10 protein-coding genes are annotated in these 14,304 nt (G+C 67.5%); 5 read left to right on the top strand and 5 right to left on the bottom strand.

The window, feature by feature from the left end; translation table 11 throughout:
* Positions 1-21: 21 nt before the first annotated feature.
* From rfbC to ABLE91_RS24755, 5 genes are all read left to right on the top strand, one after another.
* A complete protein-coding gene (gene rfbC / locus ABLE91_RS24775; protein ID WP_348935221.1) occupies positions 22-552 on the top strand; it encodes a dTDP-4-dehydrorhamnose 3,5-epimerase in 531 nt (176 codons plus the stop codon).
* Complete coding sequence (locus ABLE91_RS24770) at positions 549-1,886, top strand: NAD(P)H-dependent oxidoreductase (RefSeq protein ID WP_348935220.1); 1,338 nt, start codon at positions 549-551, stop codon at positions 1,884-1,886. The genes rfbC and ABLE91_RS24770 overlap by 4 nt, the downstream gene beginning before the upstream one ends.
* 224 nt (positions 1,887-2,110) lie before the next feature.
* Positions 2,111-3,133 (top strand): hypothetical protein, encoded by a 1,023-nt coding sequence (locus tag ABLE91_RS24765; protein WP_348935218.1) that lies wholly within the window; start codon positions 2,111-2,113, stop codon positions 3,131-3,133.
* Positions 3,130-4,275 (top strand): UDP-galactopyranose mutase, encoded by a 1,146-nt coding sequence (gene glf, locus ABLE91_RS24760; protein WP_348935216.1) that lies wholly within the window; start codon positions 3,130-3,132, stop codon positions 4,273-4,275. The genes ABLE91_RS24765 and glf overlap by 4 nt, the downstream gene beginning before the upstream one ends.
* Positions 4,276-4,362: 87 nt before the next feature.
* Positions 4,363-5,502: an alpha/beta hydrolase gene (locus tag ABLE91_RS24755; protein WP_348935215.1), complete on the top strand. Its 1,140-nt coding sequence runs from the start codon at positions 4,363-4,365 to the stop codon at positions 5,500-5,502.
* 49 nt (positions 5,503-5,551) lie between these two features.
* Here the strand turns inward: ABLE91_RS24755 and gltS are convergent, their stop codons facing one another.
* From gltS to ABLE91_RS24730, 5 genes are all read right to left on the bottom strand, one after another.
* Positions 5,552-6,763, bottom strand: a complete 1,212-nt coding sequence (gltS, locus tag ABLE91_RS24750) for a sodium/glutamate symporter (protein ID WP_348935213.1) — start codon at positions 6,761-6,763, stop codon at positions 5,552-5,554.
* Positions 6,764-7,389: 626 nt separating this feature from the next.
* Complete coding sequence (locus tag ABLE91_RS24745) at positions 7,390-8,838, bottom strand: GntP family permease (protein ID WP_348935211.1); 1,449 nt, start codon at positions 8,836-8,838, stop codon at positions 7,390-7,392.
* A 3-nt stretch (positions 8,839-8,841) separates the two neighbouring features.
* A complete protein-coding gene (locus ABLE91_RS24740) occupies positions 8,842-9,876 on the bottom strand; it encodes a patatin-like phospholipase family protein (protein WP_348935209.1) in 1,035 nt (344 codons plus the stop codon).
* A 33-nt stretch (positions 9,877-9,909) separates the two neighbouring features.
* Positions 9,910-12,981, bottom strand: a complete 3,072-nt coding sequence (locus tag ABLE91_RS24735) for an efflux RND transporter permease subunit (protein WP_348935207.1) — start codon at positions 12,979-12,981, stop codon at positions 9,910-9,912.
* The gene (locus ABLE91_RS24730) at positions 12,978-14,069 is read right to left on the bottom strand and encodes an efflux RND transporter periplasmic adaptor subunit (RefSeq protein WP_348935205.1); all 1,092 of its coding nucleotides are present in this window, start codon (positions 14,067-14,069) and stop codon (positions 12,978-12,980) included. The genes ABLE91_RS24735 and ABLE91_RS24730 overlap by 4 nt, the downstream gene beginning before the upstream one ends.
* Positions 14,070-14,304 lie beyond the last annotated feature (235 nt).

Raw genomic sequence — 14,304 nt, 5'->3', positions numbered from 1 at the left:
AGAGGAAGGAGGCCGGCCGCCGTGATCTTCTCTCCGACCCGGCTTGAGGGCGCCTACATCATCGAAATGGAGCGTCGCGTGGACGAGCGGGGCTTCTTCGCCCGCACATGGTGCGCGCAGGAGTTTGCCCGCCATGGCCTTGCGGACACGCTGATCCAGTGCGGCATGTCCCACAATGTGCAGCGCGGCACCTTGCGCGGCATGCATTATCAGAGCGCGCCCTACGGCGAGGACAAGGTGGTGCAGTGCCTCGCCGGTGCCATCCACGACGTGATCGTCGATCTCAGGTCGTCCTCCCCCACTTATTGCCAATGGTTGGGCGTCGAGCTGACCGCCCATAATGGGCGCATGATCTATGTGCCGCCTGGCTTCGCCCATGGCCTGATCACGCTCGCCGATGATACCCGCGTCGGCTATTTCATGGGGCGCGAGCACGCGCCGCGGGCGGAAGCGGGCGTGCGCTTCGATGATCCGGCCTTTGGTATCGAATGGCCGCTGCCCGTGAGCGTGATCTCGGAGCGGGACCGGCAATGGCCGGACTACGTCCCATGATCATCGTCGACACCGCCCTGGAGCGCCTGGAGAGCGAAGGCCGCCACATCCGCGTCGCGCTGGTGGGGGCGGGCTTCATGGGCGCGGGCATCGCGCTGCAGCTCCTCACCGTCGCACGGGGCATGCGCCTCGTCGCCGTGGTCAACCGCAACGTGGAGAAGGCGCGCCTCATCTGCGCGAAGGCGGGGTTCGACACGTGCGAGGTCAGCAGCATCGATGCGCTGGAGCAGGTGGTGACGCAGCAGGGCATCGCTATCACCGACGACCCGACTTTGGTGTGCGCCGCCGGCAATATCGACGTGGTCATCGAGGCGACCGGAGCCGTGGAATACGGCGCCCATGTCGCCATGGCGGCCATCACCCACGGCAAGCACGTGGTGCTCATGAATGCCGAGCTCGATGGCACCATCGGCCCCATCCTGAAGGTCTATGCCGACCGCCAGGGGGTGATCCTCACCAGTTGCGACGGCGACCAGCCGGGCGAGACCATGAACCTCTACCGCTTCGTGCGCGGCATCGGCGTGAAGCCCATCATGTGCGGCAACATCAAGGGGCTGCACGACCCGCACCGCAATCCCAGCACGCAAATGGAGTTTGCCCGACGCTGGGGGCAGAAGCCGCACATGGTTGCCTCGTTCGCGGACGGCACCAAGATCTCCTTCGAGCAGGCGCTGGTCGCCAATGCCACGGGCATGCGGGTGGCGAAGCGCGGCATGTATGGCCCCGACAAGAGGGGAGAGGCGGTGGACGAGGCGCCCAACTGGTTTCCCCTGAACGCCATGATGGAGGGGCCGGGCATCGTCGATTACGTGGTGGGCGCGCTCCCCGCGCCGGGCGTGTTCGTGCTCGGCACTTGCGAGCATCCGATGCAGAGACGCTATCTCCAGCTCTACAAGCTGGGGGCGGGGCCCATCTATGTGTTCTACACGCCCTATCACCTCTGCCATTTCGAGGTGCCGAACACCATCGCGCGGGCGGTGATCTTCAAGGACGCCGCGCTGGCACCACTCGCCGGTCCCGTGGTGGATGTGGTGACCACCGCGAAGGTGGACCTCGTGCCCGGCGACCTCATCGATGGCTTCGGCGGCTACAAGACATACGGGCTCGCGGAAAATCACGATGTGGCGCAGCGCGAGCGCCTGCTGCCCGTGGGTCTCGCCGAAGGGTGCCGCCTGCGGCGCCCGGTGCGGCGCGACGAGGTGGTGACCTACGACGATGTGGACGTGCCGCACCATCGTCTCTGCGACCGATTGCGTATGGAGCAGGACGTCTGCTTCGCGCCCGCCGCTTCCCCCAATGGGACAGATCTCGGCACATTGAAACACACCGCCTGACGGGTTCGGCACAAGGGTACGGACCGGGCTACGTCTTTCGTCTGCGGGCGCGTCCGTCCTTTTCGCCCTGGCGGACGGAAGCTTCGCGCTGACAATGGGGAAGCCTTGCCGGGTGGCTTCCGGACCGCGGGGCTCGATCGCCGAAAATCGAACGAGAGCGGAGACCTACCACGGATGGACATGCGGACGGACGGGCGGGCCGAAGGACGAGACTCGGGGACGCGATGCCACTTCAGTCACACGTGCCCCAGCTGATCCGCGCGCCCGCGTTTCGCAGCCGGCTGACCCCTGCCGTCTATGGTGGCCTGAGGCGATGGGCCCGGGAGATCGACCAGTGGCTGAGATTCCAGGACCACGTCCGGTTTGAGAACCGCAGCCGGGGCGCGTCGGTCCTCGTCTGCATGCTTGCGGGCTACAAGGCCGATTTGTGGCCTTACGTGATGCCGCGCTTCCGCGCCGCGCTGCCGGACGTGGACGTGTGCATCGTCTCCCCCGGCCTGCACAATGCCCATCTTGCCGAACTCTGCGCGCACGAGGGCTGGAGCTATCTCTCCACCTCCACCAACGATGTCTGCCTCGCGCAGAATGTGAGCTATGCGGCGCATGAAAGCGCGGAGCTGATCGTCAAGGTGGACGAGGACATGTTCCTGCTTCCCGACAGCCTCTCCTCGCTGATCGAGCAATACCGCCGCATCAAGTCCGACGGCATCGTGGACCCCGGCTTCGTTGCCCCCGTAATCCCTGTGAACGGCTTCTGCTATCGCTATCTGCTGGAGCAACTGGATCTGCTGGACGCATACGAGGCGAAGTTCGGCCGCGCCCGCATCGCCGGTTTCGGCGTGCCGATCCAGCTCGACCCGGCCGCCGCGCGCTGGATGTGGGAGCACACCGCGCCGCTCGAGGAGACGGCGCGGCTCCTGGCGGCGCGGCCGGTCCGCACCCTGCTGTGCCCGGTCCAGTTCTCCATCGGCCTCGTGGCCTTCGAGCGCGCCTTCTGGGAGCAGATCGGGCACTTCCCCGTGTTCCGCAGGCGATTGCTGGCGGGCATGAGCACCCTAGGGGCCGACGAGGAATACATCTGCGCCAAGGCGGTCAGCCAGTCCCGGCCCGCCGTTGTGACCACCGCCGCCTTCGCGGGCCATTTCTCCTTCGGCCCTCAATACGCGGCGATGAAATCGCTGACGCTGGACCACCCCGAATATTTCGCGGCAATGCCGCCGACCGGCCCTGAAAGGAAAACGGCATGAGCGCGCCTGATTGGGTGATCGTGGGAGCCGGCTTCACCGGCGCGGTGGTGGCCGAGCGCATCGCCAGCGGGCTCGGCCAGGACGTGCTGGTCATCGACCGGCGCACGCATATCGCGGGCAATGCCTATGACGAACCGCACGAGAGCGGTTGCCTCATCCATCGCTACGGCCCGCATATCTTCCATACCAACAGCAAGCCGGTGTGGGACTACCTCAGCCGGTTCACCGCGTGGCGGCCCTATTATCACCGCGTGCTCGGCATGGTGGATGGGTGCGCGGTGCCGATCCCCTTCAACCTGAATTCGGTCCGCGCCCTGTTCCCGCCACGCATGGCGGACCGCCTCTCCGAGGCCCTCATCTCCCGCTACGGCTTCGGCAAGAAGGTGCCCATCCTGAAGCTGCGGCAGGAGGCGGATCCGGATCTGCGATTCCTCGGCACCTACATCTTCCAGAAGGTGTTCGAGGGCTACACGCTCAAGCAGTGGAGCCTCAGGCCGGACCAGCTCGATCCCAGCGTCACGGCCCGCGTTCCGGTGCATGTGAGCCGCGACGACCGCTATTTCCAGGACACCTACCAGGCCATGCCCGAGGAGGGCTATACGGCCCTGTTCCGCCGCCTGCTGGATCACCCCCGCATCAGCGTGCGCCTAGGGGTGGACTGGAAAAGCCTGTCCGCCGCCATGCCCCATGCGCGGATCGTCTATACCGGCGCCATCGACGAATTCTTCGACTACGAATATGGCGCGCTTCCCTATCGCAGCCTGAGGTTCGAGCCCATGGCGGTGGCGCCCCATCGCGGGCTGCCGGTGGGCACCATGAACTTCCCGAACGAGTTCGACTTCACGCGCATCACCGACCAGCGGCACCTCAGCGGCACGCCCGACGGCCAGCCGGTCCTGATCCACGAATATCCCGAAGCGCACATGCCTGGTGTGAACGAGCGTTATTATCCAGTGCCCACGGAAGCCTCGACCGCACTTCTCCAGCCCTATCTCAAGCGCGCGGAGGAATTGAAGGGGCGGGTCTTCTTCGCGGGACGGCTCGGTGATTATGCCTATTACAACATGGACCAGGCCTGCGCGCGGGCCCTCACCCTGTTCCATAAGCAGATCGCCGCCGCGCTGCCCATGGCTGCGGAGTGACGCAGGGGCATTTACGCTGACGCACGCCGGTCATTCAGTTCCCGCGCCGAATGGGCTAGGAATGCCTTCGGACGGGAGGGGCGTTCTGTGACTTGGCTCGGTATCCTTGCGCGTGGAGGTGCGGCGGCAGCGGTTCTGGCGCTGTGTGCGTGCGGGCGGCCCGAGGGCATGCTCATTCCCGTCGAGAACCCGCCGGCCAATGCGGACAAGGTGGACATGCTGGTCGCCACCACCCGTGCGCCGAGCGAGACGCCCGGCGTGGTCTTCAACGGCGAGCGCGGCAACGGGCTCTCTTTTGCGAACGTGGTGGTCTCCATCCCGCCGAACCGGCAGGTGGGGTCGATCCAGTGGCCCACCCAGGCGCCGGGCGATCCGGCGCGGGAATTCGCTGTCACCTCTCTGTCCAACGTGCAGCGGGCGGATGTGGGCAAGTGGCTCGCCACCACCGGCAAGCGGCGCGTGCTCATTTTCGTGCACGGCTTCAACACCCGCTTTGACGGGGCGGTCTTCTTCTTCGCGCAATTCGTCCACGACATGAATGCCAGCCTCGCGCCGGTCATGTTCTCCTGGCCCTCCCGGGGCAGCGCGCTCGATTACGTCTATGACCGCGAGAGCACCAATTTCTCCCGCTCGGACCTCGCTTACGTGCTGCGCGCCGCGGCCAGCAGCCCGAAGGTGGACGAGGTGGTGGTGCTGGCCCATTCCATGGGCGCCTGGCTGACCATGGAGGCCCTGCGCCAGCTCGCTTTGGAGCAGGGGCGCATCCCCGCCAAGATCTCCAACGTGATCCTCGCCTCGCCCGACCTCGACGTGGACGTGTTCCGCCGGCAGGTGGTGGAGATGGGCGAGAAGCGGCCCGACATCACCATTTTCGTCTCGCGCAACGACCGCGCCCTCGGCCTCTCCTCCTTCATTGCCGGCGGCGTGACGCGCGTGGGTGCGGTGGATCTCAGCCAGGAGCCCTACCGTTCGCAGCTTGAGGCGGCGCGCGGCATCACGGTGCTCGACCTCACCGCGCTGCAGAGCGGGGACCCGCTGAACCACGGCAAGTTCGCGAACACGCCGGAAGCGGTGCAGCTCCTCGGCAATCGCATGGTGGCGGGGCAGACCATCTCGGAAGGCGAGGGGGGCGGAAACGGCGCCGTCGCGGCCCAGGCGGTGGGCAACACCGTCGGCGCGGTGGTGGCCGCGCCCATCCTCATCTTCAGCGCCGGGATGCGGAATTAGCCGCCCAGAACGCCGCCATCATGCCCGGGGATGACGATAGGGCGATCGCTCAGCGCAGCATGAAGCCGATGGCGAAGGCGTTGGCGATGTCGATGAAGAAGGCCGACACCAGAGGCAGGATGATGAAGGCGGTGGGCGCCGGGCCGTGCACCTTCGTCACCGCCGTCATGTTGGCGATGGCGGTGGGTGTCGCGCCAAGGCTGATGCCGGTGAAGCCGGCGGAGAGCACGGCTGCCCGATAGTCCCGGCCCATGGCGGGGAACACCACGAACAGGATATAGGCCACCGCCGCCAGCGTCTGGATGCCGAGCACGACCACCAGCGCCGGGCCGAGCCCGCCCAGGGTCCAGAGCTGCATGCTCATGAGCGACATGGCGAGGAAGATGTTGAGCGACAGGTCGGAGATCAGCGCCAGCGCCCGCGTGCGAGTGGGCCACGGCACCCTCGGGAGCACGCGCGGCACGGTGTTGGTGAGGACGATGGCCACCAGCAGGCACACCACGAACATGGGCAGCTTGATGCCCGTCGCCAGCACCGTTTCCTCCAGCGCGAAGCCGATGATGATGGCGATGTTGAGCACGAGGAGTGAGCTGAGTACGCTCATATAATCGAGCCGGCCCGCGTCCGGGTCGCCATGGCCGTCGGCGATGCCCACCACAGGATCGTCGCCCACAGGGCCTTTCAGCTTGAAGCGGGAGATGAGGATGCCCGCCACCGGCCCGCCCACGAGGCTGGCGATGACGAGGCCGAGGGTGGCGGAAGCGATGCCCACCTCCATGGCGTTGGAGAGGCCGAAGCGCTGCGTGATCAGCGGCGCCCAGGCGATGGTGGTGCCGTGGCCGCCGATGAGCGACACCGACCCCAGCAGCGGCGCGATGCCGTCCGGCAGGCCGAGTGCGCCGGCAGCGCCCGTAGCGATGACGTTCTGGAGGATGAGATAGCCGACGGTGAGCGCAAGCAGGATCAGCAGCGGCCGCCCGCCGGCGATGAGGTCGGAGAGGCGGGCATTGAGGCCGATGCCGGTGAAGAAATAGAGCAGCAGCATGTCCCGCGCTTCGAGGTTGAAGCTCACGGCGACGCCCAGGACCTTGTAGGCGGCCAGCGTCGCCAGCGCTGCCACGAGGCCGCCGGAGACCGCTTCCGGGATGTTCCATCGGCGCAGGGGCGCGACGGCCTTGTTGAGGCCTGCGCCGAGGAAGAAGACCAGGATGGCGATGGTAAAGGTGAGGAGGCCGGGCACCTGAAGGGCGGTGGGCGTCATGTGGTCTGTCTCTCCCCCAGCCGGCCCCCGAATGACGCACCGGATGCCCCCTCTCCCGCGTGCGGGGGAGGGTTGGGGAGGGGGCAGATTTTACGCAGGAGAGCGCCGGCCGGCACATGTGTGCCCAGCCATTCCCCCTCCCTCGCTTTCCCCCTGCGGGAGAGGGAATGCTCGCCCCATCAAAGCACGCGCTGCAGCACGATCCAACCGCACCGCCGAAGGTCGCGGCTGAAATTGCTGCGTCTCTCGGGCGCGTCTCTGGGAATGCGGAGTTGTAGGTGCATTGCGCTCCCTCTCCCGCTTGCGGGGGAGGGCTGGGGAGGGGGCTCTCAAGCAGAACAAGCGTCTGGGAAGGTTCGACAGGCGGCAGCTTCCCCCTCCCTAACCCTCCCCCGCAAGCGGGAGAGGGAACTAGCAACCCTTAATGCACGCGCCGCAGTCCAATCCCGAAGGCAAGCGCCATCCTCCCTCTCCCCGCGGGGGAGAGGGGCGGGGTGAGGGGGAACCACCCTCTCAAGTCCTGAAGCGCCGGAGCCCCCTCACCCGGCTGCTACGCAGCCGACCTCTCCCCCTCGGGGAGAGGTGGAGGGTCCGCCGGGTCTTTGGATATGGTCGTCAAGCCACGCTCAGAACGACCCAACCGCGCCGCCGATGACGATCACCGCCACAAGAGCCAGGATGGCGCCCACCACCGCCACCATGACGAGGTCGAAATAGCTCTTGGCATGGGTGGAGCCGCACACGGCCAGCAGCGTCACCACCGCGCCATTATGGGGCAGGCTGTCCAGCGTACCGGCGCCGATCACCGCCACGCGGTGCATCAAGGCCGGGTCGAGGCCGGTCTGGGCCGCAAGCTGCATATAGGCGGCGCCCAGCGCGTCCAGCGCGATGGTGAGGCCGCCCGAGGCCGAGCCGGTGAGCGCGGCGAGGATGTTGGTGGCGATGGCCAGCGACACCAGCGGCCCGCCTTCGATGCCCAGCACCCAGTCGCGCACGAGGGCGAAGGCGGGAAGGGCCGCCACCACGGCGCCGAAGCCTACGAGGCTCGCAACGCTGAAGGCGGGAAGCACCGAGGCGTTGGCGCCGGCATCCATGGTGTCCTTCAAAGCCGGCAGGCGGCGGAAGTTGAGCGCGACCAGAACCACGATGGCGCTCGCCAGCGCCACAGCGACCGACCACACGCCGCCCACGGCGGCGAGGGTGGTGTTGCCCCAGCGCTCCTCGGCGAGGAAGCTCACATCCATGCGCGGCAGGACGGCCAGGGACATGATGAGGTTCACGCCCACCACCACGACGAGAGGCAGCGCCGCCACCCAGAGCGGCGGCGCGCTGGTGCTGTGGGCGCCGTGGGCGAGTTCCGCCGTGTCGAATTCGTGGGAGGCGGTGGCGCGCTCGCGCAGGAACTGGTCGTTGGCGATGTCGCCGGCCACCGCCTCGTCGCCGAAGCCCTCGCCTTTGGCCCGCGCCGTCTTCTCCGCGCGCGTCAACCACCACATGCCGAAGCCCAGCATGATGGCGGAGGCGATGAGGCCGAGCCCCGGCGCCGCGAACGGCGTGGTGCCGAAGAAGGGCATGGGAATGGCGTTCTGGATCGCCGGTGTGCCGGGCATGGCCGACATGGTGAAGGTGGAGGTGCCGAGCGCGATGGCCGCCGGCATGAGCCGGCGCGGCACGCCGGCCGAGCGGAACAGAGCGGTGGCCATGGGCGCCAGCACGAAGAAGGCGACGAACAGGCTCACCCCGCCATAGGTGACGATGGCGCCGGCCAGCACCACCGCCAGCATGGCGCGCTTCTCGCCCAGGCGCCGCGTCATCTCCTCGGCGATGACGGTGACCGAGCCGCTGTCGTCCATGAGCTTGCCGAACAGCGCGCCCAAAAGGAACAGGGGGAAGAACTGCGCCACGAAGGTGGCGGCGTTCTGCATGAAGGTCTGGGTCCAGTGGGCGAGCAGCGGCTCGCCGGAAAACGCCGCCGCCACCAGCGCCGCCACGGGCGCCAGAAGAAGGATGGACCAGCCGCGATAGGCGAGAAACAGGAGCAGCCCGAGGCCGAGGAGAATACCGAGGAGACCCATGGGTCAGATGTCCTTCAGCAGCACGTCGAGATCGACAGAGGAGCGCACGCCGAGATCGCCGCTCGTCTTGGCCAGGAAGGTGTCCGCCGCCTTGCGGCCCTCGTCCCGCAGCATGGTGAGGAAGCCCCATTCCGCATTGAGCTTGGAGGAGGCGCCCAGCTCCAGCATCAGGTGGCTGTGGACCCGGTGCACGCGCATGTTCGCCCAGCGCGCGCCTTCCGCATGGCCGGGATCGGCCACCTGCCGCAGCAGCGCGATCATGCGCAATTCCTTCAGGGTGGCGGAATTGAAGGAGATCTCATTCAGCCGGTCGAGGATGTCGCGCGCGCTGCGGGGCGCGGTCGGCCGCTCCACCGGGTTGATCTGGACGATGATGGTGTCCTGCGAATCGCACTCCCGCACCAAGGGCGTGATGGTGGGGTTGCCCATGTAGCCGCCGTCCCAATAGGGCTCGCCGTCAATCTCCACCGCGTGGAACATGAAGGGCAGGCAGGCGCTCGCCAGCAGCACTTCGGGGGAAATCTCCGGGTTGCGGAACACGCGGGCGCGGCCGGAGAGCACGTTGGTGGCGGTGATGAAGAGCTTCACCGGGCTCTTCGACAGCCGCTTGAAATCGATGGCCTCGTTCAGGATGTCGCTGAGCGGGTTCTTGCCGCGCGGGTTCAGGTCATAGGGCGAGAACATGCGCGCCACGAGATCCATGGTGAGATAGGCGGGGGAGTAGTCGAGGCTCCATTTGCCGAGCAGGATGTCCAGCGGCCCGCGCTGGATGGGGCTCATGAGCGCGGCCCGCGAGACCGCGCGCCAGAAGCGCTCCAGCGACGCCTTCGCGCCCGCGGGCCCCCCGGCGGCGAGGCCGTCCACCAGCAGGGCCGCGTTCATGGCGCCGGCGGAGGTGCCGGACACGCCTTCGATCTTCAGCCAGGGCTCCTCCAGGAGGCGGTCGAGCACCCCCCAGGTGAAGGCGCCGTGGGAGCCGCCGCCCTGGAGGGCGAGATCGACGAGAAGCGGCGGGCGGTCTTGGTTGAAGGACGGCATCGCTTCTCTATCCCTTTAAGAAATGCGGAGGCGTCATGCCTCCACAGGCTGCCCGGCGCCCTCAAGGCGTGCGTCGGGGCCGAACCAGGTCACGTAGAGCGCCGGCAGGAAGATCAAGGTGAGCATGGTGGCCACCAAAAGCCCGCCCATGATCGCAAACGCCATGGGCCCCCAGAACACCGTGGGCGCGATGGGGATCATGCCGAGCACCGTGGAGACGGCGGTGAGCATGATGGGCCGGAAGCGCGTGCAGCTCGCGGTCACCACCGCGTCCCACACGGTGGCGCCGGCTTCCCGTTCCGCCTCGATCTGGCCGATGAGGATCACGGCATTCTTGGTGATCATGCCGATGAGCGCCAGCACGCCGAGGATGGCGACGAAGCCGAGGGGCTTGCCCGAGAGCAGCAGCGCCGCCGCGACCCCGATGAGGCCGAGGGGCGCCACGCTCAGCACCAGGATGAGGCGCTGGAAGCTCTGGAGCTGGAGCATGAGCACCGTGAACATGATGAGCAGCATCACCGGCACCACGGCCACCACCGAGGCCTGCGACTTCACGCTCTCCTCCACGGTGCCGCCGGTCTCGATGCGGTAGCCGCGGGGCAGGGTCTTGTTGATCTGCGCGATTTTCGGCGCCAGCGCGCTCACCACGCTTTCCGGCAGCTTTCCGGGGATCACGTCCGCCTGCACGGTGAGGGTCGGCACCCGGTCGCGCCGCCAGATCACCGGATAGTCCTGCGTGTACTCGAAGGTGGCGAGCTGGCTCAGCGGTACGGTGCGCCCCGAGGGGAGGGGCACCTGGAGGGTGGAAAGGTTGGCGAGCGAGACGCGCTGTTCGTCGGTGGCGCGCAGCACCACGTTGACGAGATAGATGTCGTCGCGCACCTGCGTCACCGGCCGGCCGGACATGACGGTGTTCAGCACCCCGGCCAGCGACTGGGTGGAGAGGCCCAGAAGCCGCGCCTGGTTCTGGTCCACCCGGATGCGCACCTCGCGGGTGGGCTCGATCCAGTCGAAATTCACGCGCTCAGTGCGCGGGTCGGTATCGAGCACATGGGCGAGATCGAAGGCGATGGCGCGCACCTTCTCGATGTCCGGTCCCACGACGCGGTATTGCACCGGCCAGCCCACGGGCGGGCCGAGTTCCAGCGGGTAGACGCGCCCGACCACGCTGGGGAAGTCGTTCTCCAGCGCCTTTTCCAGCCGCACCCGGAGGCGCTCGCGCGCCGCAACGTCCTTGGCGACAATCACCGCCTGGGCGAAGAAGTCGTTGGGGAGCTGCACGTTGAGCGGCAGGTAGAAGCGGATGGCGCCGCGCCCCACATAGGTGCTCCAGCGCGCCACGTCCTTGTCGTCCTTCAACAGCGCGTCGAACCGCTCGGCCAGGGTCTCGCTGGCATAGATGGAGGCGTTCTGCGGCAGGCGCAGATCCACCAGCAGCTCGGGCCGGTCGGAGGAGGGAAAGAACTGGCGCGGGATGAGCGGCAGCGCCAGGAAGGACAGCACGAACAGGCCGACCGAGATGGCGAGGGTGACCCAGCGCCCGCGCAAGGCCAGCGTGAGGAGGCCCCGATAGGCGCCGAGCACGCGGCTCGGCTTCTCCGGCGCATCGCCGGCCTTCTTCTTCGGCGCCTTCAGAAGCAGCACGCCGAGCAGCGGCGCGAAGATCACCGCCACGAACCAGGAAACGATGAGGGCGATCGAGACCACCGCGAACAGCGAGAAAGTGTATTCGCCCGCCGAGGAGGCGGCGAAGCCGATGGGCACGAAGCCCGCCACCGTCACCAGGGTGCCCGCCAGCATGGCCATGGCGTAGGTGCGGAAGGCGAAGGTGGCCGCGCTCTCCTTGTCATCGCCCGCGGCGAGGCGGTTGATGGTGGCGTCCGTGGTGGTCATGGCGTCGTCCACCATGAGCGCCAGCGCGATGATGAGCGCGCCCAGCGAGATGCGCTGCATGTCGATGCCGACAAGGTCCATCACCGCGAACACGATGGCGAGCGTGAGCGGGATGGACAGCGCCACCACCATGCCCGCGCGCACGCCGAGGCTGATGAAGCTCACCACCAGGATGATGCCGATGGCCTGCCAGAGCGAGCTCATGAACTCGCCGATGGCGTCGTCCACGGTCACCGCCTGGTCCGCCACCAGGATGGGCTCGATGCCGATGGGCAGATCGGTGGTGATATCGGCCATGGCGCGGCTGATGTTCCGGCCCAGGGCCAGGATGTCGCCGCCGTCGCGCATGGCGATGGCGAGGCCCAGCGCCTGCTGGTTGTTCACCCGGAAGATGGGCTGGGGCGGATCGGCGGTGCCGCGCCGGACGGTGGCGATGTCGGACAGGCGCAGCACCCGGCCGTTCACCACGAAATTGACGTCGGCGATGTCCCGCTCGTCCTGGAACGCGCCGGAGACGCGCAACGAGATGATCTCGTTGCCGGTCTCGATGGTGCCCGCCGGCTGCACCACGTTCTGCGCCTGGAGCGCCTGGATGAGCGCGCCCCGGTCGATGCCGAGGCTCGCCAGCTCCTGCATGGAGAATTCGATGAAGATGCGCTCGTCCTGCGCGCCCAATATCTCGATCTTGGAGACGTCGGGAATGTTCAGGAGCTTGGAGCGCACATCCTCCACATAATCGCGCAATTCGCGCTGGGAGAAGCCGTCGGCGGTGAAGCCATAGATGATGCCGAACGTGTCGCCGAACTCATCATTGAAACCGGGGCCCACCACACCCTGGGGCAGGGTGGCGCGCATATCGCCCACGCTCTTGCGCACGTGGTACCAGATGTCCGGGACCTCCTGGGCGGTGGCGCTGCCCTTCAGGTTCACGAAGATGGTGGTGACGCCGGCGCTGGTATAGCTGCGCAGGAAGTCGAGCTTGGGCGTCTCCTGGAGCGTGCGCTCCAGCCGCTCGGTCACCTGCTTGGTCATCTCCTCCACGGAGGCGCCGGGCCAGCCGGCCTGGACCACCATGGTCTTGATGATGAAGGTGGGATCCTCGCCGCGGCCGAGCCGCTGGTAGGAGTAAAGACCGGCCAGAACCGCAACCGCCATGAAATAGATCACGACGGAACGGTGCTTCAGCGCCCATTCCGAGAGATTGAACGTCACCGGCCCGCTCCCAGGAGGCGGACCTTCTGGCCCGGATGGAGCGCCTGGACGCCGGCGGTCACGACGATGTCGTTCTCCTTCAGCCCGTCGTCCACCGTCACGTTGGCGGGGGTGTAGCGCACCACGCCCACCGGCCGCAGCGAGACGGTCTTGGCGGCGGGGTCGACGATCCACACGGCGGGCTTGCCGTCGATGCGGGTGAGGGCGCTCGCCGGCACCTCGATCACCGGGCCGTTGTCCACCTGGGCGGTGCCGGTGACGGTGGCGCCGAGCCGCATGGCCTCCGGCGGGTTGATGAGGCCGACGCGCACCTGGAAGGTGCGGGTCACGGGATCGGCCTGGGGCGCCACTTCGCGCACCCGGCCGGAGGCGGTGATGGCGGGATCGTCCGTGAGGCTCACGCGGATATCGGGGTCGGCCGGGAGGCTGCGCAGGAGCTGCGCGGGCACGTCGAACACCGCGTCGCGCCCGTCCTTGCGGGCCACGGTGATGACGGGCTGGCCGGGCTGCACCACTTCGCCGGGCTCGGCGCGCCGGGCGGTCACGGTGCCGGCGCTGTCCGCCTTCAGCTCGGTGAAGCTGAGCTGGTCGTCGGCGATCCTGGCGCGCGCCTCGGCATCGTCCGCCTGGGACTGGGCGCTGAGATAGCCCTGTTCCGCCTGCTCGTATTGGGCGCGGGGCGTGAATCCGCGGGCAAGCAGAGCGCGCTGGCGCTCATAGGCGTTGCGCGCCACCGTGAGCTGGCCGCGGGCCGAGGTCAGCGCCGCCTGGGCGGAGCGCTGGGCATTGATCTCGTGCTGCGGGTCGAGCCGTGCCACCACCTGGCCCGGCTGCACCACGTCGCCCACATTCACCAGCCGCTCGGTGATGCGACCGCCGATGCGGAAGGCATAGTTCGCCTCGTTCTGCGCTTCCACATGGCCGGTCAGGCTGACCGCGTCGCCCACGCCCTGCGGCGCCACGGTGACGGCGCGCACCGGGCGCGGCTCCGGCTCCGCCTGCTTGGCCTTCTTGCCGCAGGCGGCCAGGAGGAGCGATGCCCCTACCGCGAGCACGAGCACCCGTTGCAGCCCTTTCAGGCGATCCATGTGCACACGCACCGGGCAATCCTTTCCAGACACAAAGCGATCTCTCAACGCTCGCAGGGACACGTAAAGCGGCAGCTTGACATTGCCATGACCGGGATGCAATCGATATGGCCAAGCCAATGCTTTAGAACATTTTTGATATTGATATGACTGACCTTGCGGATGTTCCTCTGATCCAGGTCAAAGTATTACAAGATGTCTCGCCGCGAACATGAACGGTCGCTGAATTTGCCGT

Origin of the sequence: Aquabacter albus, assembly GCF_040049275.1 — a bacterium.
In the GTDB taxonomy this organism is placed as follows: Bacteria; Pseudomonadota; Alphaproteobacteria; order Rhizobiales; family Xanthobacteraceae; genus Aquabacter.
The sequence above is the reverse complement of the archived record's forward strand: the minus strand, read 5'-3'. Positions and strand labels throughout refer to the sequence as shown.